The sequence below is a fragment of the Yersinia sp. 1652 StPb PI genome, assembly GCF_041538345.1.
Taxonomy (GTDB): Bacteria; Pseudomonadota; Gammaproteobacteria; order Enterobacterales; family Enterobacteriaceae; genus Yersinia; species Yersinia enterocolitica_E.
Genome location: NZ_JAULSM010000001.1, coordinates 1,093,098 through 1,110,631 on the forward strand (window position 1 = coordinate 1,093,098; position 17,534 = coordinate 1,110,631).

Here is a 17,534-nt window from a genome sequence, read left to right on the forward strand (position 1 = left end):
AGTGAGTGGCTGGCTCTTTAACCGGATGTTAGCCGGGTGGGTACGGCTATAATGCTATTTGGTGACCAGTACAGAATCCACTAGCGTAAACTGCGGCTGTTTATCCAATGGGATCACTTTCCCCCGTTGAACCGCCTCCACCAACAGTTTCAACCCGGTAGCACCGATATTCGCTGGGTTTTGTGCAACCGTGGCGGTCATTTGCCCGGCATCTACCATCTTACGTGCTTCGGGGATTCCGTCGGTGCCGACAACCAGAATCTTGCCAACTTTACCTGCATTGGCGACTGCCTGTGCTGCCCCCATCGCCATGGTGTCATTGGCACAATAGATAGCTTTCAGATTGGGGTTGCGCTGCAAAACATTGGTGGCGACATCTAGCGCTTTAATACGATCCCAATCAGCAGGCTGACTGGCAACTAATTTGATTTGGTTGGCTTGCTTAAATGCTTCCGTTGCTCCCGCACGGCGTGCTTCACCAGAAGCGTTACCCGCTTTACCTTCGATAATAGCGACTTCACCACCGGTAGTGCCTAATTTATCAATAATAAAAGCCGCTCCTTTGGCACCTACCGCATTATTGTTGGTCGTGACAAAGGCCTCGACATTGCCTTTAGCTTTTTTCAGATTATCCATATCAATTTTCTCGTCGAGATTGACTAGATAAATTCCTTTTTGCCAGGCACGAGCTACAGGCATAACCAGGTTAACTGAAGACAGTGGCGCAAAGGCTATACCTTTGTAATTCTTATTACTCAGATCTTCGAATAATTGCAGTTGAGACTGAAAGTCACCTTCAGAGGGGGACGCAAATATATCTACACTGACACCTAATACTTTTGCCTCCTCTTCAATTCCTTTTTTCATATCCACCCAAAAAGGATTAGAGAGCGTTTTTAAAATAACCGCATACTCTGCGGCAGCGAACGCACTGGTGGATAACATCATACCTATGGCTGCACCACTAAAGAGTTTTAGAAGTTTATTCATGGCTCATTTCTCATTGTAGGGAGAGAGTTCCGGCATGTCTTAAAGTAGAGGCATGCCGGTTTTTTATTACTATTATTTATCTCGCCGGAAAAAGTCGACAATAGCGCCGGTTTTTTCCAGATTAATCGTAGCTCGTTCAATATCTTGTTGTGCTACAGAAACAAAAAATGCATCTAATAATGTGAGTTGTAATATACGCGCTGAGGCGTTTCGCCCTAATAAAGGGGTCTCTGGTGCTGGCGAGCAAATAATAAAATCAGCCAGTTTGGCAATAGGGGAGTGATAGCTATGAGTAATACATATAATCTTCGCTCCATTCTTCTTTGCCAATTCTACAGCGGCTTTTAAATCACTGGTGCGCCCGGAATGGGACACTACCAGCACCACATCACCTTCTTTCAGTAATGCAGCGGACATCATCATAATGTGTGCGTCTTGGTAAGCCTGGCAACGCACACCTATACGCAGTAGTTTATGCGCGATATCGGCACAAATCGAATTCGAGCCACCCACGCCGTATAAATCACGCTGTCTGGCACCATAGAAAAAGCGTGCAGCGCGGTGGATTTCATCGACGTTAACGATCGATTGCCCTTCCATAATCGTGCGCAGGGTGATGTTAAATACCTTATTAACCACATCCTCTGGCGCTTCATCAAACGATAACTCAGCCGGTAACACCTGTTCAGACTGCGAGAAGTAATCAATCAACGTACTGCGCAGATTGCGAAAGCCACTAAAACCCAGCAGTTTTGAAACTTTAACAATCATCGCTTCCGACACCATGAGGGTCTCGGCAACATCCTTAATCGCCGGTGCGGCACTCAAGTTCCCAGGTGTAAGAAACCATTCAACAATACGGCTTTCATTTTCCGTCATTCCCTCCTGCTTCATTCGTAGGTAGGGGGCGATACCGATCCCGTTAGGAATACCTTGATCAAACTCTGACTGACTCATCTCGGTCCCATGTCCAAAAATTGAAGACGTCACTATATCACCACAATGTGTTGACGAAATATGCAATCAACTTCACAGAATTTGATAATTTATAAAGTAATTATGGTTTGTGTGGTTTCTCATTGGCGGGGTGAAATATTATAAATAAATTTATTATAATTAAAATCAATTGGTTGATTGTGTTGTATGGGGGTGTTTAACGGATTGTTCTTTATGGTTACTACACGAGTTATTTAAATTCGATGATTATTGTGCGTAAAATGGACACATTGCTGCGCGCCATTGCCGGGGTTTTTAACTAAAAGTATCGTTTTAGCTCACATAAAACTGAAATTTGTGAAGTTTGGCTTACTGACGAATGAGAGGTTATTCAATGAAAAGTATTGCTCTGGGTTGTGATCATGTTGGATTTATTCTGAAAGCGGATATTGTTGCTCACTTACAAACGCGTGGCATCAAGGTGATTGACAAAGGTTGGTGGTCTACAGAACGTACGGATTATCCACGTTATGCCAATGAAGTTGCTGAGGCGGTGACGGCTGGGGAAGCTGATGGTGGCGTCTTGATTTGTGGTACGGGCGTAGGTATCTCGATTACGGCAAATAAACATCCCGGTATCCGCGCGGTAGTGTGCAGCGAACCTTATTCGGCACAGCTTTCCCGACAACATAATAATACTAATGTACTGGCTTTTGGCTCTAGGGTCGTAGGGTTGGAACTGGCTAAGATGATTGTGGATGCCTGGCTTGATGCAGAATTTGAAGGGGGGCGACATCAAACACGGGTAGACGCCATAACCGAGGTGGAAACACGATTTAACGCATTGTAATAAGACCGGCCACTATTTCTGTCTTTCTGTAGAAAGGGTGCGTTATCCCCCCATCTTGCAAGGGGGGATAGACTTATTTGCTGATGCGCTCGACATAGCCTTGACCAATGACAAGGCGGCCTATGGGGCAGCCACTTTATAATCAGGGCCGTTTGTCTTCTCACTGGTGTTAAAGCATGGCTTATCAACTTAATCTTAATTGGCCCGAATTTTTAGAGAAATACTGGCAAAAACAACCTGTTATATTAAAAAATGCCTTCCCTAACTTCATTGATCCTATTACGCCAGACGAACTGGCGGGTTTGGCGATGGAAGCGGAGGTAGATAGCCGCCTTGTCAGCCATAGTAATGGCCAGTGGCAGGCCAGTAATGGGCCGTTTGAGCATTTTGATAACCTGGGTGAGACCGGATGGTCGTTGTTGGCTCAGGCTGTTAACCACTGGCATGCTCCGTCTGCCGAACTGGTGCGCCCATTTCGCGTGCTGCCGGACTGGCGTTTAGACGATCTGATGATCTCTTTTTCCGTACCGGGTGGGGGTGTCGGGCCGCATATCGACCAATACGATGTCTTTATCATTCAGGGGATGGGCAGCCGCCGCTGGCGCGTGGGTGACAAACTGCCGTTAAAGCAGTTTTGTCCACATCCAGCGCTGCTGCATGTTGAGCCTTTCACACCAATCATTGATGAAGACCTCGAACTGGGCGACATTTTATATATCCCGCCGGGCTTTCCGCACGACGGTTTCACCCATGAAACGGCACTCAATTACTCTGTCGGATTTCGCGGGCCGAATGGCAGGGATCTGATCAGTAGTTTTGCTGACTATGCGCTGGAGAAAGATCTCGGCGGTGAGCACTACAGTGATCCTGATTTAACCTGCCGGGAACATCCGGGGCGGGTTGAGGAACACGAGCTTGATCGTTTGCGCCAGATGATGGTCGATATGATTAATCAGCCGGAAGATTTTAAGCAGTGGTTCGGCCGCTTTGCTACCACGCCGCGCCATGAGTTGGATATCTCTGCCGCGCAACCACCCTACGAGCAGGATGAAATTGTGGGTGCTTTGATGGATGGTCAGATCTTGACGCGCCTGAGTGGCTTACGTGTTCTGCAAGTTGGCGACAGTTTCTTTATCAACAGTGAGCGGCTGGAAACGACCGATGCTAAAGCTGCTGACGCACTGTGTCGTTACACCATGATTGGCAAGAAAGAGCTAGGTGAGGCACTAAATAACCCAGCTTTCATGGCTGAGTTAACCGAATTGATTAATCAGGGTTACTGGTTCTTCGACGAATAAGAATGCAATCAAGAGTGGCTTCCGAATGCGAATATCGTGACGAGATTCGGAGGCCGCAGTGATTTCCCCACCTTGTATACAAACCAAACGATTAATCAAGCCGGGGCATTTTTATGGCTATAACCGATCTTTTATTGGCTATTTTTTATAAAGCTAATTTGATTTGAAGGGGAATAAGATAAGAAGTAATTTAACGATAATAAAATAAATTATGGATGGCTGAGGGGATGTTTAATACTACAGGGACTAAATATAAAGGCATTAATAAATAGCCCCACTTAATCTAAGTGGGACTTTATGCTATTATTTTGTCTTAGTTTTTGGCTGTCTGATCAGTGGTGGTAGTATTCTGGCCCTGGCTGATAGAGTAGGTCCCTTTATAGCTATCACTGTCGCCGATATTTGCCATTGAAACAGTTGGTGCCAGGATTGCTGCGATAAGTGCGATTGCTGCGATGGTAGTTTTCATAATAAATTCTCTTCTATTTGTGTATGTGAAAGCGGGTTGCTTTCGATAGGAATAATGTTACTCCGATCACATAATTTGAATACTAAAGAGAATCGTTCATCTTGTTCAAAAAAAATGAATGAATAAGGGCGATGGACCCTTTGTTGTAATGAGCATAATTTATCACTGCACAGAAACAAGAGGCGTGCGGTTGCACAACTCGCTAACTATTGATGAGTTTCATCTGCTTTACCGTTGCTCAACAGGGTACTTACGCAGGCATATCAATGAATGAGGAAAGTGGTCTTCTAAAATCTTCAGGATGTGGCGATAACGCCACTGTTCGTAAATGGCGATTACAGATAAACCATATCTCATCGCGGTCATTAGACAATATATAGTAAGCATCTGAGGTTTCTGATGGATTGAATAGACCTAATGCCCGATAGGCAGATGTTTCATTAAAGCCGCTCTGAAGTGGTAGTGGCCTTGGCCCATTGTCCATTTCACTGACTCTTAGATACAGCCCTTGTTCCAGCCACACCATCAGATAACCTCAAATTAAGTAAATTTACATTAATTATAGTGCACAAATATTTATGATTTATAAGACTCGTCTGTTAATCAAAAAAGAGGGGCAAGTGAAGTGAGTTTCCCCATTGACTCCCTATCATCCTGGGGGCAGGACAACTCAGCGTAGGTCGTTAAATTTTACGACGACAAGATATTGATAGCCTCATTAGGCCATTCCACTTATACGTGGCAGAATATAAAAAAATAAATACAACTATTTCACCTGAGATGACAAATAGATAAATATGGATCGTTCACGCTTACTCAAGTTCCTGCTGCCTTATCTGTGGCCTAAAAATAACCCTAAGCTTCGCTATTATTTGGTTGCTGCGGTGATATTTATGGTGGTTTCCAAGGTTAGTACCACTCTGGTCCCACTGGCCTATAAGGCAATGGTTGATACATTAAGCAGTGAAAACGCCAAGATGCTGGCTATTCCAATCGGTTTCATTATTGCATACGGCATCGCCAGAATTAGCGCCTCCTTATTTGAGGAACTGCGAAACGTGATGTTTGTACATGTTAGCCAGAATGCGACCCGGTTACTCGGCTTACGGGTATTTAAACAATTGCATGAGCTAAGTTTGCGCTTTCATCTGGACCGACAAACCGGTGGTTTATCACTGTCAATTGAGCGCGGAACTCAAGCCGTTGCTACTGTACTTTCGCGCTTGCTGTTCTCTATCTTCCCAATTTTGTTTGAAATAACACTGGTTTCGTTGATCATGTGGCATCTATTAGATGGCTGGTTTGCGATCGCGATTTTGGTGACGGTTGGGTGCTATATCTTGTTTACGGTTATGGCCGTCAGTTGGCGAACCCGCTTCAGGCGTGAGCTAAATAAAGCCAATGCCGATGCTAACACTAAGTCTATCGACAGCTTGCTCAATTATGAAACAGTGAAATATTTTGGTAATGAAGCGTTTGAAGCGCAGCGTTTCAACACCTCACGGCAACTTTATGAACATGCGGCAATCAAAAATCAATTCAGTTTTACTGCATTGAGCCTTGGACAGACTGCAATAATCTCAATTGGATTGGTCGTCATGATGGCGATGGCGGCGCAAGGTATCACGCAGGGCAACATGACTATCGGTGATTTCGTATTAGTTAATGCCTATCTGCTTCAGTTATATCAACCACTTAATTTCTTTGGGTTTATCTATTCTGAGATCAGACAAGCCCTGATTGATATGGAAAATATGCTCGATCTACTGATGGTTAAGAAAGAAGTGACTGACAGACCAGATGCATTACCTTTGAAACTGACACAAGGTGAAGTCCGTTTTGAGTCGGTCAGCTTTGGTTATGATCCTCGCAGACCTATTCTGGATAACGTGAGTTTCAGCATCCCTGCGGGTAAAACAGTCGCTGTAGTGGGGGCCTCTGGTGCGGGGAAATCAACGCTTTCACGGTTATTGTTCCGTTTTTATGATGTGACGGGCGGCGCGATTTATATTGATAATCAGGATTTTCGGGCGGTTACCCAGTCAAGTTTGCGCGAAGCGATTGGCATTGTACCGCAGGATACCGTGCTGTTTAATGACACATTGCGTTATAACATCGCTTATGGCAGAACGTCTGCAACTTTTGCAGAGATAGAACGCGCGGCAAAACTGGCACATATCCATAAATTTATTACCAGCCTGCCAGATGGGTATGATACGCGGGTAGGGGAACGGGGGTTGAAGCTTTCCGGTGGCGAAAAACAGCGGGTAGCCATTGCGCGCACTATTCTCAAAAACCCCGCAATAATGGTATTCGATGAAGCAACCAGTGCGTTAGATACGCAAACTGAGCGCGAAATTCAGGCTCATCTACGAGAAGTTAGTCGCGACCATACTACGTTGGTGATTGCCCATCGCCTATCAACAATCATTGATGCGGATGAAATTATTGTATTGGATGCCGGCGCAATTGTAGAGCGAGGCCGCCACGACGCGCTATTACTGACCAATGGGCGTTACGCCGCTATGTGGCAAAATCAATATCATGAGGAGGAGCAACTCGTAGTGTAACTCGCCGCCCGTAAGGGTTATTCAAAAGAGTGCATTAAGATGAAGGTGCCCTCGCTTCTTTGGTATCGGTTGATTTGTGGAACCAATTCTCTGAAATGCGCAGTGGCACAATGTATGTCTAAAGCGGCTTGATCTGGCCATTCCTCAACAAAAATAAAATGGCCTGGGTCTTTATGGTTGATACATAAGTCATAGGATATGCAAAGAGGTTCACGCTTTGTACTGGCCACTAATTGTTTATACAGCGGCATAACATCGATAATGTGTTCCGGTTTTATAAAATCTTGGGCAATAACTTTTAGCATTTTTTACTTATGTAACCTCGATTCAATAGAGATAAATAACGCGCGGTGCCAGAAAATGTTATGTAGAGACCGCTCTCTGGCAATTGTCTCATTGTTGGATGATGGCTACGCCCCGGTAAAGTAGGTATAAGCGAATACCGCCAGTGCAATGGCTATCATAATCATGGTTGTCTTTCTCATTCCTGCTCCGATTCTGTGGTCTGTTTTTGTTTTGAGGTTAATCCAACAAGATAACGGAAAATAGCTTAAAAGACACTGATGTGCAGTTCAATATGAGAAATGATCCCTGCGAAAAATTGATCTGTGGATAGCATCGCTGTCACCCCAGCGATGCTATTTAAGTATGGTATTACCTGTGCTGCCAAAAATAGTGATAGATAGTTTCAATTGAAGTAAACATACGCATGTCATTTTTAGTGATCTTGTTCACGGTGTTGATGTGATGATTTGTGTTAATTATATTTGTGTGGTAGCGAAGTAGGGGGTGTGAAATGTCAGCACTAGAGAAACTGGTTTCTGAATATTGCCATACCAGCCTGGACTTTGTGGCATCCACGGTTGCTTTTATGGAAAGCCAAAAGAAGAACATTGATGTTGATGAAGTTGAGGCCAACCTTTCGTTGGACGAACGAGACTATTTCCACGAAAGATTAGCGCATTACAGGGGCATATACCGGCCTTTGTAACAGTGCCTCAATGCTAAATAAGCCGCCTAAGGGCGGCTTATTCGATCATGATATGCCATTCTCACCAAGCAAATCGGTGATTACGCCTGCCTGGTGGCGAGGATCACACTCGATGCTTTAAAAAGAGCAGTTACCTCACTTCTTGCAGCCAACGCAATTTCCTCAAGACTTTCATTGGTAATCACTGAAATAAGTGCCAGCCCGTTGGCGGTAACGGCTTGAACCACAGAAAATAGAGATATTTACTGCTCAAAAAACATTCAAGTAAGCTAAGGTTAATACAGGCCATACACTGACTGTGGAGCCTGTTATGTACCATAAAATAGACGGCAGCGAATACCAACGTATCTTCGTGGTTGGAGATATTCATGGCTGCTATAAAAAACTGATGGATGCCTTGGAACGTGTTCAGTTTGAGCGTTCGACTGATTTACTGGTCTCTGTCGGAGACTTGGCTGATCGGGGTTTACAGAATATTGAATGTTACGAACTGCTTAATAGCCACTGGTTTTATGCGGTGCGTGGTAATCATGAACAGATGGCAATTGATGTGTTAGCGGGTGGAGAGGTTGACACTTGGATAGCAAATGGTGGGCGATGGTTTTTTTTACTAGATGTAAGTAATAAACATCTGGTAGAACAACTCATTAGGCGGGCAGAACAATTACCTTTAATTATTGAGGTTAACACTGACCAGGCGAAATATGTTGTTGCTCATGCTGATTATCCTTCAGATGAATATGTCTACGGCAAAGCTGTTAGTGAGCAATTAGTGCTCTGGAACCGTAAGCGTCTTAACGCATCGATGAAAGGGGAAAACCACGAAATTGTAGGGGCAGATAAATTTATCTTCGGCCATACACCGCTGGTGAAACCCTCACTATTTAAAAATCAGCTTTATATCGATACCGGTGCGGTATTTGGCAATACGCTAACCGTGATTCAAATCCAGTAGCCGATCAACCCCACTGCTACCTTCTTAACGACCTCAAGACGAGATGCAACCAGGCATAATCAAAAGCTCTGGCTGGCCTATTATCACGCTTGGTCGGCCAGCCGATAGCAATTAAAATGAGATAAAGCGGGATGTGTACTTATTGAGTAATAGAATACGCGACAATAATACCGAAGCAGCAAATACTGACAGTAGTAACGTAAATCTCAGCGTGACGTCGGATAAGTTATATGCACTGGCAATGAAATAGAAAATTCCATCATGCAGTATATACACCCCGATCATTGAGGGGCTGATATAGGCCAATGTTTTCTTTATCCATTGGTGTTTAGTGTCAAAGTTATCAAATATGACAAATAAACATAAACTTAGTATTAAAACGTGTAAGTTATCAAGGAAATAACCTGCATTCACTGTTTTATATACATGTATCGACATAAAGCTTTCGTAAAAATACATTGAGATTGCTGTTGGCAGCAGCAGCACTTTAGCGATGAGACGCACTCTCGGTAACTTGGTTATTTTCTGGCACATCTTTGAGCAGAGGAACCTACCGGTTATATAATAGAAAACCCAAGTCCATAATCTAAAATATTGTGGGAAATCAATTAAATATGGCCTTTCAGTGAAGGCGCTGATCAGATCGATCGTAATCGAGAAAATAACCAGGCACGAAAGGGTTATGATGGCCGTTCTGTTACTTTTCAAAACCTTCGAGATTAGCGGGTTAAGCAGATAAATAATGGCAATGCTGAACAAAAGCCAACTTTGCAGGAAATACCCTCGTTTGAAGCCATCCTCATTGATAAAATAGAAAAGGACGTTCCAAAAGATAATAATCGTTATTATAGATTTTAATTTACTGAGGATATCCTTTTGATCTATCTCATCATTAGAGTCGATATAACCGATGATCATGAAAAATAATGGGGTAGCAATAATCGATAAAAAGTACAGAACACTCATTACTTCGCCGCCTAAAAAACACTGGTCAGTACAGGTTTTACTTGCAGAGTAGAAAGTAACGGCAGAAAAGCAGCTTAACGTTTTTAGGGCATGTAAACCGACGTTTCTCATAAAGTAGTTTGACTTAAAATAAGGTTAAATGAGAGATGCAGCTTCATAGGGTGTATGGTTTGCATCAGAACCTTCCTATTCAGACTACTAAATATTTTTACATTTTTGCATACAATCTGAATGCTGTCACGTTTGGCAAACTGAAACAAAAATAAAAAATAAGGAAATATTCCACAGAGAAACAGACGTTTCCTACACCCTCCGGTGTTGACATCCTATATCGCTCTCCTTTCCCCTATGTTCTACTAACAAGTAGGAAAGTATATTGTGTTATCTATTTGATTTGTAATAATATTTAATTCATTGCAAACAGATATGAATTAACCATTCATGGGGTGCTGAAGCGCTAACGGGTGTGGCCAATATGATAAGCTGTATGATAGTCGATAACGATAAATATCAAACACTGGGTATGGTAACTGTCGTAAAAAAAATATTTGCATCGTTAGGTTTTAAAAAAGAGATTAAATTCTATCGAAAAGCATTTTATTCAGCAGATGTGATTTTTATTGGTGTTGATGAATTCAGCTTTTTCGAAGCGCTGAAACGTTTGGATAAGGCTCCTTCTGAAGCAGATGTTTTTTTGATTTGTGATGCCAGACTGAATAGCTTTTTACAAGGTATTCCCAGATTCAGCAATGTAACCATGATTTTCAGAGAAGATTCGGTTGATACAGTAATCAACAAGATTACCTCGGTATTTAAACGAAAACTGCGCGGACTTAAAGAGAATCTGGTCGAACGTAAAGTTACTAAGGTGTTGGGGCTGGCATCATCAGAGCGGCAATATTTGACGCCAAATGAAAATATTGTGTTGAAACTATTTAATGAAGGTTTTTCAGGCGGTGATATCGCCAGAATTTTGAAGAAAAGTGAGAAGACAGTTAGCGGACAAAAACGTTCTGCTATGAAGAAGCTAGGTGCTCGTACTGACGTTGAGTTGATTAAAATGTTTATGTTCAAGTAGTTAATGAAAATAATCTGATTTTTTATTATTTCTAGCGTCAACACCAGAGGATATCAAAGGGATGTTCTTGCGTTAGCGGGCAGGGATGCCAGCATCTAACTCTCCGGGTAGACCGGACAGCCCCAAAGGCATTTGGGGCTGCTTGAGGGTGCTGATATCCCCTAGTTTCAAGAAAAATAGAATCAGTATTAAATACTCTTCAATTTAGCAACCGTACTCTCGATATCAACCTCATGTTCAGAAAATGTATAAGTTACATTCTGGAATGTCGTTATCGATAACATTTTCAATGGCACGGTTTTTTCTGAAATATCTTCTTCCTGCGGCCGGATTTTGTTCATCAGTAAATTTACTGAAAGTATAGTATTAGCTTTGTCTACCTCGGCCTGTGCAGGGACTTCTTTAGTAAAAGTATTGAATGACTTGATGCTGGTGAGTTTGATTCTCTCGTTAGCAATGAATATGTATTTACTCTCAATTGCTACTTTTACCGCAAATGCCGACAACCCTTTGGTATTGGTTGTTGGCTCAAAGGTAACCTCGGCCCCTTTTTTGATCATCTCGGGATTAGCAACTTTAATAACGTGAAAATAACGGTTATCTCCGTTCTCATCGGTGATAAAACCAAAGCCTTTATCTTCAAAAAAAGTTGTTATTCTACCGTTCATCATGCATCTCATATTAGCGTATCCAATGGCTAAGTATAATACAGGTGAATAGCGTTCAGATACAGCCTGTCAGTTCGCTGAGGCGCTTATCAGCGCCATAATGGTGAACTACAAAAGCAAAAAAATGTGGTTTTCTGTGCTAGAAACAGAGCCAAAAAACGGCGTTTTTCACTTTTTCTCTTCTTTTTGTGATCTCGGCTGTGGACAAAAAACGGTTCTATTGCTGTACTGTAGTTGACACACTATTTGTGTCCAACATTCACGTAAAGGTAAGTTTGATGTCTAAGATTAAAGGTAGCGTTAAGTGGTTCAATGAGTCCAAAGGTTTCGGCTTCATTACCCCAGAAGATGGCAGCAAGGACGTTTTCGTTCATTTCTCAGCCATCGCTAGCAATGGTTTCAAAACTCTTGCTGAAGGCCAGCGTGTAGAATTTGAAATCACGAACGGTGCCAAAGGCCCATCTGCTGCTAATGTTATCGCTATCTAAGTAGCCCATATTTGTTAAAACCCGCCTCTATAGGCGGGTTTTTTATGGGTATTACCAATAAGGTAAAAAGAGTGCTTTTGTTGAACGACACGACACAACTCGTTGTTTTACAATCAACAAAGCAGAATTGAGAGAAGTAACACACCAAGGTTAGAACAGATAGGCTTTGAGAAACATCACGGTGATGACCAGGCAAAAAATAACTGTTAGCCACTCAGCCCGTTTTTTCGGTAATCCAAACATAGTGTTATCCAGCACATCAGTCACCACCATCGGCTAACTGTTCTCTGGCAAATGATTATCCGGTTCGTAGATTAAGAAAACATTAAGACGATACCACCCGACCCGCGACTTTCTTTATCTTGCGCGTTTCCGGGCAATATAATGGACTACCCGGAAAGTTAAACTATTTATAGTTACTCGCTATTATTGCCCCGCGAAATGATTGACCAATATAAAGGCCAGCATCGTCATCGCAAGTGACCCGGCCAGATTAAGTAAAACAGTCCCCGCCGCCCATGCCAGCTTACCTTCCTGAATGAGATAAACCACTTCCACAGAGAAGGTGGAAAATGTCGTTAGACCACCACAAAAACCTGTCGTAATCAGAAGCTTCCATACGGGATCAATATGTGCAATGCGGGTAAACAGCGCTAATGTCAGACCAATGATAAAAGCACCTATCAGGTTTACCAGCAGTGTTCCCACGGGGACATGGGGTGATAAGCTGTTTAGCTTCATACTGACCAGCCAGCGAGCAACGCTGCCCACGCCACCACCAATAAATACTGCGAGTAATGTATTAAACATAAATACCTTTCATTATGGATACCCATAGTGCGGGGTAGTTGGTCATTATTAATGGGCTTTTCAGAAAGGCTTAGGCGCAATACTACGCACCTTAATGAAAAGGTTACGTAGACATCATCAGCCTTGAAGGGCGGTTATGGAGGAATGTCATCTCCAGAGCTTGCGAATCAATAATACACTGACTTTTTACATCATGAAATCTATTGGGAATAGTTTTTAACTGGCCAGCTCAATACGATTACGACCATTATCTTTTGCCTGGTACAGTGCGGAGTCAGCCGCTTTCAACCATTGCTGATAATTAATCATGTCGTGCCTGTAATCAGCAATGCCAGCACTTACTCTAAGTTGCAGCGTGGGGGCTTGCGTAAAGGCTAATTCAGCCAGTTTTTCTTGAATTCGCGTTAATACTTCGCGGGTTTGTTCGGCGGTGGTATTGGGCAAAATAGCACCGAACTCGTCGCCACCATAGCGACCGACAATATCAATGGCTCGCAGCCCTAATAATAACTCCTCAGCAAGAACCGTAATGGCTTCATCGCCGACAGCATGGCCAAAGGTGTCATTTATGGCTTTGAAGTTATCAATATCAAGTAAAATGAGTGTTGCGCCGTGCTGATAGCGCCGGCAACTGTCAAATTGATTATGTAACTGGTGTTCCCAATGTCTGCGGTTATACAAACCAGTTAACCCATCTCTTACACTAATACGTAATAGCTCTTCTTTGTTTTCGGCCAAACGCTTGGCAGTTCGATAGGTAACTAATCCGAGTAGGGAAGGGTAGATAATTATCATCGGCAAACAAGCATAAACCTGAATGGGGGAAGTTTCAGGCTCAAAGGGCAAGTTAAATATCCATGCGGTCAATAAACTACAGGAGATTTGCAAGGCTAAACCTTTGCAAAAAATGTTCTTACCCCCGGAAGCAATATTATTCATACTCATCATGGATAGAATAACAATGGATGGCAAAGCATTGAACGACATTATTGCCACCCAGACGCCACCCAACGCAGAGTCTATTTTCATGTTGATTATTTCTTGCTCAAACGGTTGTTCAGACCGCAACGCCAGCAAGAATGCAATATGTGGCCATATCAACCCATTAATAGCTAGCATCAGCCATAACCATAATGGGGAATGCTGTGTGTAGAGCACCGAGCCTACACAAAACATACCTACACCTAAGCCAAATGCTCGAGGTAAATAAGTTCTTTTAGCAAAACTTAACCCTGACCGACGGGTGTTTATTCTACTTGAATAAGGCAATTGGCGGCTCCCTCTTTCTTTTTGCTTTGGGGGGATGTTAACGGCAATGTCTCATCCGGAATGAGTCAAAATAAGTGATAATAGACTCTGAGTAATCATAGTTCACTAACGAAATCTGTTACATATTACTGTTGTTTTAATCGGTAATTTATTCGTAAATAGGCCATTATTTAACAATATCCAACGTCATTGGCGTTGTCGCTCGCGAGTGAATCCCACCATTCTGACTCATGTGAATGATTCAGGGCGTGAGATGTGCCCACATTGGCGCAATATCCAGTAAGAAGGATATATTCATTGTTTAATGAACAGAGCTAATCAAGAAGGTGAGTATGGAAGGTATCAGTATTACCAAATTGTTGGTAGTCGGCATATTGATTGTGTTGTTGTTTGGAACCAGCAAATTGCGCACGTTGGGCGCGGATCTGGGGGCTGCCCTGAAAGGCTTTAAAAAGGCTATGGGTAATGATGATGCACCTGCGGCGACGCCTGTTGCTGAAGCTAAAACGGCCGTTGAAACCAAAACAGCACCGCCAATTGAGCATAAGGACTGATTGCCCTCGCTCGAGATAACCGGTATTCCGGTGAAAGCGGCAGCATGAAAATTTTTTAGCTTAGCTATTATCAGCAAACTTATTATGTCTGATAACAGAAAACGGATCTCCAATGGAAATCCGTTTTTGTTTGTCTGGCATTTAAGGTGTAACTAAATATTTCATAAAATTGGCCTAAAAGTCTCATCAGGCCAATTTATTTATTTTACTTCCAACCCTTTTGCTTGCAGATCGGCATGATAAGAAGAGCGAACAAACGGGCCACAAGCAGCGTGGGTAAAGCCCATTGCCATAGCTTCTGCTTTCATTTCGTCAAACTCAGCCGGGCTGACGTAGCGCTGTACGGGTAAATGGTGGCGGCTTGGTTGCAAATATTGCCCCAGCGTCAGCATGGTTACTCCATGGCGGCGCAGATCATGCATAACCTCAACGATTTCGGCATTGGTTTCTCCCAAGCCAACCATCAAACCTGATTTAGTCGGAATATCAGGATGAGCCTCTTTAAAGCGCTCAAGTAATTTAAGCGACCACTCATAGTTAGCCCCAGGTCGCACTTGGCGATACACCCGTGGTACGTTTTCCAGATTATGGTTAAACACATCCGGTGGGGTGACAGTCAAAATATCTAACGCGCGATCCATACGGCCACGGAAGTCAGGCACCAATGTTTCAATTTTTATGGTCGGATTTTTGGCTCGAATGGCTGCGATACAATCTGCAAAATGTTGAGCGCCACCATCGCGTAAGTCATCACGGTCAACCGAGGTGATAACCACATAGCGCAATCCCATATCTTTGATTGTTTGAGCCAGCTTTTCTGGCTCATTGGCATCAGGTGTAACCGGACGACCATGGGCAACGTCACAGAATGGGCAGCGGCGGGTACAAATTGCGCCGAGGATCATAAAGGTCGCTGTTCCGTGGTTGAAGCACTCTGACAAGTTAGGGCAGGATGCCTCTTCGCAAACCGAGTGCAGACCGTTTTTACGCATTGCTGCCTTGATACCCTGAATGCGGCTGGAGTCAGCGGGTAGCTTGATTTTCATCCATTCGGGTTTACGTAACAGTTCCTGACGTTCGGTAACCACGGTTTTTATCGGGATTAACGCCATTTTATCTGCGTCGCGGTATTTTACGCCACGTTCCATCTGAATCGGTTTACTCATAATCGTACAGGTTCCAGTTCTGAATCTCTCAATTTGAGATTTTTCATTAAATTCAACGTGATATGGCTTGCGTTAAAAATTTTTTGAAAATTGTTTAAAAATTATATCATCATTACCCTATCCTATTCAGCCCCCAATTACGTGGGTTATATTAAAAGAGTCAGGGCATCCACGATTTCAATTGGCTAACTTAGGATACGTCAGATGATGAATAGTCTGCCAGTGACCATGGCTGCTGCTCCGCTTGCGGATAGCCCAATTGGCGGGTAAATTCGCGCACCAAGATTGGCTGGATATCAGCAACAGTTGTCCCTGTTTTTAAGGCACTGACTTGGGTCATTTGCATGCCAGCATAACCGCATGGGTTTATGCGTTGGAACGGCTCCAGGTCCATATCGATATTCAAGGCCAGCCCGTGAAACGAGCAACCTCTACGGATGCGTAATCCCAACGAGCATATTTTCTGCTGGCCGACATAGACACCGGGGGCATCTGGGCGGGCTTGTGAATCAATAGCAAAATGAGCCAATGTCTGAATCACGGTATTCTCAATCGCGGTAACCAATTGCCGCACACCAATTTTGGCACGCTTGAGGTCAATCATGACATACATGACTTGCTGGCCGGGGCCATGATAGGTGACCTGACCACCTCTATCGCTTTGGATAACCGGAATATCACCGGGCATCAGTACATGTTCGGCTTTCCCCGCCTGACCTTGAGTGAAAACGTGCTGATGCTCAACCAGCCAGATTTCATCTGGAGTGGCGTCAGTACGGAACTCAGTGAAATTATGCATAGCTTGAGATACGGGGGCATAGGGTTGTAGCCCTAGCTTTCGTAAAATGATCTTGTGTTGTTGCAAGCGAGGCATCATCTGGTTACAGAAATGGTGGCGTCAGTATACCAGCCCAGCGGTGTGGGGCTACTATTTTGACATTTAAAAAAGCAGGTTTGCGGTTCAACCATGGGGTTAAAAGGTAAAATAAGGCCCAGAGCGTGAATAACCGCTCCGGGCCATAATAAGGCGGGCTTGGTACAAATTAGGTATCTTGCTCGTAGGCAATATGGACTTAACTCGATGCTCCTAACTATATGGTCTTAACTATATGGTCTTAACTACAGTACCATTCGCACCAGTTCAAGGTCGGCCAGCTCTTTATACAGGATTTCCACTTGATCAATATGGGTGGCTGTAATGGTGATGGAGACGGAGTGAAAGTTGCCTTTGCTGCTCGGTTTTACCTGCGGGGTATAATCACCCGGAGCATGGCGCTGTACCACTTCTACCACCTGGTTTACCAACTGTGGTTCTGCAATGCCCATTACCTTGTAGGTAAAAGAACAAGGGAACTCAAGCAGTTCGTTCAGTTTAGTTTTCATGTGCGCTCCTGGGGTGTTGACGGACAGATTACTGCCGGATAGGTGCCAGGATAAAGAAAAAATTATCCGACCTTAAAATTATAACTCCCGCCG

The 17,534-nt window shown here is 43.6% G+C and carries 20 protein-coding genes, 1 pseudogene and 1 riboswitch; of the genes and pseudogenes, 8 read left to right on the forward strand and 13 right to left on the reverse strand.

Annotated elements, in window-relative coordinates:
• Nucleotides 1-54: 54 nt before the first annotated feature.
• The gene (gene alsB, locus Q2T71_RS04930) at nucleotides 55-990 is read right to left on the reverse strand and encodes a D-allose transporter substrate-binding protein (RefSeq protein WP_372558317.1); all 936 of its coding nucleotides are present in this window, start codon (nucleotides 988-990) and stop codon (nucleotides 55-57) included.
• 72 nt (nucleotides 991-1,062) lie between these two features.
• Nucleotides 1,063-1,947, reverse strand: coding sequence for a D-allose utilization transcriptional regulator AlsR (gene alsR, locus Q2T71_RS04935; protein WP_083159713.1), 885 nt, complete (start codon nucleotides 1,945-1,947; stop codon nucleotides 1,063-1,065).
• Nucleotides 1,948-2,320: 373 nt separating this feature from the next.
• On the opposite strand from alsR, the gene rpiB reads away from it, so the two are divergent.
• Both rpiB and Q2T71_RS04945 read left to right on the forward strand, forming a co-directional pair.
• Nucleotides 2,321-2,776 (forward strand): bifunctional allose-6-phosphate isomerase/ribose-5-phosphate isomerase RpiB, encoded by a 456-nt coding sequence (gene rpiB / locus Q2T71_RS04940; protein ID WP_050081743.1) that lies wholly within the window; start codon nucleotides 2,321-2,323, stop codon nucleotides 2,774-2,776.
• Between the two features lie 176 nt (nucleotides 2,777-2,952).
• Nucleotides 2,953-4,074: a JmjC domain-containing protein gene (locus Q2T71_RS04945; RefSeq protein WP_372558318.1), complete on the forward strand. Its 1,122-nt coding sequence runs from the start codon at nucleotides 2,953-2,955 to the stop codon at nucleotides 4,072-4,074.
• Between the two features lie 313 nt (nucleotides 4,075-4,387).
• On the opposite strand, the gene Q2T71_RS04950 is transcribed toward Q2T71_RS04945, so the two are convergent.
• Nucleotides 4,388-4,543: a hypothetical protein gene (locus tag Q2T71_RS04950; RefSeq protein WP_193784700.1), complete on the reverse strand. Its 156-nt coding sequence runs from the start codon at nucleotides 4,541-4,543 to the stop codon at nucleotides 4,388-4,390.
• 250 nt (nucleotides 4,544-4,793) lie between these two features.
• A complete protein-coding gene (locus Q2T71_RS04955) occupies nucleotides 4,794-5,069 on the reverse strand; it encodes a hypothetical protein (RefSeq protein WP_083159708.1) in 276 nt (91 codons plus the stop codon).
• 271 nt (nucleotides 5,070-5,340) lie between these two features.
• On the opposite strand from Q2T71_RS04955, the gene Q2T71_RS04960 reads away from it, so the two are divergent.
• A complete protein-coding gene (locus tag Q2T71_RS04960; protein WP_372558319.1) occupies nucleotides 5,341-7,113 on the forward strand; it encodes an ABC transporter ATP-binding protein/permease in 1,773 nt (590 codons plus the stop codon).
• Nucleotides 7,114-7,130: 17 nt separating this feature from the next.
• Here Q2T71_RS04960 and Q2T71_RS04965 read toward each other — a convergent pair whose 3' ends face one another.
• Nucleotides 7,131-7,418, reverse strand: a complete 288-nt coding sequence (locus Q2T71_RS04965) for a putative quinol monooxygenase (protein ID WP_083159704.1) — start codon at nucleotides 7,416-7,418, stop codon at nucleotides 7,131-7,133.
• Nucleotides 7,419-7,909: 491 nt separating this feature from the next.
• Here Q2T71_RS04965 and Q2T71_RS04970 point away from each other — a divergent pair, with 491 nt between their 5' ends.
• The gene (locus Q2T71_RS04970; RefSeq protein ID WP_372558320.1) at nucleotides 7,910-8,104 is read left to right on the forward strand and encodes a glycogen synthase; all 195 of its coding nucleotides are present in this window, start codon (nucleotides 7,910-7,912) and stop codon (nucleotides 8,102-8,104) included.
• Nucleotides 8,105-8,184: 80 nt separating this feature from the next.
• On the opposite strand, the pseudogene Q2T71_RS04975 reads toward Q2T71_RS04970, so the two are convergent.
• Nucleotides 8,185-8,334: pseudogene (locus tag Q2T71_RS04975) on the reverse strand (TOBE domain-containing protein); the annotation flags it as partial.
• Between the two features lie 80 nt (nucleotides 8,335-8,414).
• Between Q2T71_RS04975 and Q2T71_RS04980 the strand changes: the two are divergent.
• Nucleotides 8,415-9,059: a metallophosphoesterase gene (locus Q2T71_RS04980; RefSeq protein ID WP_372558321.1), complete on the forward strand. Its 645-nt coding sequence runs from the start codon at nucleotides 8,415-8,417 to the stop codon at nucleotides 9,057-9,059.
• A gap of 111 nt (nucleotides 9,060-9,170) precedes the next feature.
• Here the strand turns inward: Q2T71_RS04980 and Q2T71_RS04985 are convergent, their stop codons facing one another.
• Nucleotides 9,171-10,136, reverse strand: coding sequence for an acyltransferase (locus Q2T71_RS04985; RefSeq protein WP_372558322.1), 966 nt, complete (start codon nucleotides 10,134-10,136; stop codon nucleotides 9,171-9,173).
• A 376-nt stretch (nucleotides 10,137-10,512) separates the two neighbouring features.
• On the opposite strand from Q2T71_RS04985, the gene Q2T71_RS04990 reads away from it, so the two are divergent.
• Entirely contained in the window at nucleotides 10,513-11,103 is a 591-nt protein-coding gene (locus Q2T71_RS04990) for a LuxR family transcriptional regulator (protein WP_102970450.1), read from the forward strand.
• A 188-nt stretch (nucleotides 11,104-11,291) separates the two neighbouring features.
• Here Q2T71_RS04990 and Q2T71_RS04995 read toward each other — a convergent pair whose 3' ends face one another.
• Nucleotides 11,292-11,771, reverse strand: a complete 480-nt coding sequence (locus Q2T71_RS04995; RefSeq protein ID WP_083159694.1) for a cold-shock protein — start codon at nucleotides 11,769-11,771, stop codon at nucleotides 11,292-11,294.
• 278 nt (nucleotides 11,772-12,049) lie between these two features.
• On the opposite strand from Q2T71_RS04995, the gene cspE reads away from it, so the two are divergent.
• Nucleotides 12,050-12,259 (forward strand): transcription antiterminator/RNA stability regulator CspE, encoded by a 210-nt coding sequence (gene cspE, locus Q2T71_RS05000; protein ID WP_002210315.1) that lies wholly within the window; start codon nucleotides 12,050-12,052, stop codon nucleotides 12,257-12,259.
• Nucleotides 12,260-12,685: 426 nt separating this feature from the next.
• On the opposite strand, the gene crcB is transcribed toward cspE, so the two are convergent.
• Nucleotides 12,686-13,069, reverse strand: coding sequence for a fluoride efflux transporter CrcB (crcB, locus tag Q2T71_RS05005; protein WP_083159692.1), 384 nt, complete (start codon nucleotides 13,067-13,069; stop codon nucleotides 12,686-12,688).
• A gap of 101 nt (nucleotides 13,070-13,170) precedes the next feature.
• Nucleotides 13,171-13,233: riboswitch (Fluoride riboswitch) on the reverse strand.
• A 52-nt stretch (nucleotides 13,234-13,285) separates the two neighbouring features.
• Complete coding sequence (locus Q2T71_RS05010; RefSeq protein WP_083159690.1) at nucleotides 13,286-14,338, reverse strand: diguanylate cyclase; 1,053 nt, start codon at nucleotides 14,336-14,338, stop codon at nucleotides 13,286-13,288.
• Nucleotides 14,339-14,670: 332 nt separating this feature from the next.
• Here Q2T71_RS05010 and tatA point away from each other — a divergent pair, with 332 nt between their 5' ends.
• On the forward strand, nucleotides 14,671-14,892 hold the full coding sequence (gene tatA, locus Q2T71_RS05015; protein WP_372558323.1) for a Sec-independent protein translocase subunit TatA: 222 nt from the start codon (nucleotides 14,671-14,673) through the stop codon (nucleotides 14,890-14,892).
• 200 nt (nucleotides 14,893-15,092) lie between these two features.
• On the opposite strand, the gene lipA is transcribed toward tatA, so the two are convergent.
• The 3 genes from lipA to ybeD all read right to left on the reverse strand — a co-directional run bounded on the left by lipA (nucleotide 15,093) and on the right by ybeD (nucleotide 17,441).
• Nucleotides 15,093-16,058 carry a lipoyl synthase gene (lipA, locus tag Q2T71_RS05020; protein WP_083159686.1) on the reverse strand — a complete coding sequence of 322 codons (966 nt, stop codon included), beginning with the start codon at nucleotides 16,056-16,058 and terminating at the stop codon, nucleotides 15,093-15,095.
• Between the two features lie 190 nt (nucleotides 16,059-16,248).
• Nucleotides 16,249-16,935: a lipoyl(octanoyl) transferase LipB gene (lipB, locus tag Q2T71_RS05025; protein WP_372558324.1), complete on the reverse strand. Its 687-nt coding sequence runs from the start codon at nucleotides 16,933-16,935 to the stop codon at nucleotides 16,249-16,251.
• A gap of 242 nt (nucleotides 16,936-17,177) precedes the next feature.
• Nucleotides 17,178-17,441, reverse strand: a complete 264-nt coding sequence (gene ybeD / locus Q2T71_RS05030) for a DUF493 family protein YbeD (protein ID WP_032905731.1) — start codon at nucleotides 17,439-17,441, stop codon at nucleotides 17,178-17,180.
• Between the last annotated feature and the right edge of the window lie 93 nt (nucleotides 17,442-17,534).

Bases quoted from the DNA above. Each gene is read 5' to 3' on its own strand.
- Q2T71_RS04985 (WP_372558322.1), bottom strand. From the start codon at position 10,136: ATGAGAAACGTCGGTTTACATGCCCTAAAAACGTTAAGCTGCTTTTCT.
- cspE (WP_002210315.1), top strand. From the start codon at position 12,050: ATGTCTAAGATTAAAGGTAGCGTTAAGTGGTTCAATGAGTCCAAAGGT.
- Q2T71_RS04995 (WP_083159694.1), bottom strand. From the start codon at position 11,771: ATGAACGGTAGAATAACAACTTTTTTTGAAGATAAAGGCTTTGGTTTT.
- Q2T71_RS04960 (WP_372558319.1), top strand. From the start codon at position 5,341: ATGGATCGTTCACGCTTACTCAAGTTCCTGCTGCCTTATCTGTGGCCT.
- Q2T71_RS04980 (WP_372558321.1), top strand. From the start codon at position 8,415: ATGTACCATAAAATAGACGGCAGCGAATACCAACGTATCTTCGTGGTT.
- Q2T71_RS04955 (WP_083159708.1), bottom strand. From the start codon at position 5,069: ATGGTGTGGCTGGAACAAGGGCTGTATCTAAGAGTCAGTGAAATGGAC.
- Q2T71_RS04950 (WP_193784700.1), bottom strand. From the start codon at position 4,543: ATGAAAACTACCATCGCAGCAATCGCACTTATCGCAGCAATCCTGGCA.
- alsB (WP_372558317.1), bottom strand. From the start codon at position 990: ATGAATAAACTTCTAAAACTCTTTAGTGGTGCAGCCATAGGTATGATG.
- crcB (WP_083159692.1), bottom strand. From the start codon at position 13,069: ATGTTTAATACATTACTCGCAGTATTTATTGGTGGTGGCGTGGGCAGC.
- alsR (WP_083159713.1), bottom strand. From the start codon at position 1,947: ATGAGTCAGTCAGAGTTTGATCAAGGTATTCCTAACGGGATCGGTATC.
- Q2T71_RS04970 (WP_372558320.1), top strand. From the start codon at position 7,910: ATGTCAGCACTAGAGAAACTGGTTTCTGAATATTGCCATACCAGCCTG.
- Q2T71_RS04990 (WP_102970450.1), top strand. From the start codon at position 10,513: ATGATAGTCGATAACGATAAATATCAAACACTGGGTATGGTAACTGTC.
- lipA (WP_083159686.1), bottom strand. From the start codon at position 16,058: ATGAGTAAACCGATTCAGATGGAACGTGGCGTAAAATACCGCGACGCA.
- lipB (WP_372558324.1), bottom strand. From the start codon at position 16,935: ATGATGCCTCGCTTGCAACAACACAAGATCATTTTACGAAAGCTAGGG.
- ybeD (WP_032905731.1), bottom strand. From the start codon at position 17,441: ATGAAAACTAAACTGAACGAACTGCTTGAGTTCCCTTGTTCTTTTACC.
- Q2T71_RS04965 (WP_083159704.1), bottom strand. From the start codon at position 7,418: ATGCTAAAAGTTATTGCCCAAGATTTTATAAAACCGGAACACATTATC.
- tatA (WP_372558323.1), top strand. From the start codon at position 14,671: ATGGAAGGTATCAGTATTACCAAATTGTTGGTAGTCGGCATATTGATT.
- Q2T71_RS04945 (WP_372558318.1), top strand. From the start codon at position 2,953: ATGGCTTATCAACTTAATCTTAATTGGCCCGAATTTTTAGAGAAATAC.
- rpiB (WP_050081743.1), top strand. From the start codon at position 2,321: ATGAAAAGTATTGCTCTGGGTTGTGATCATGTTGGATTTATTCTGAAA.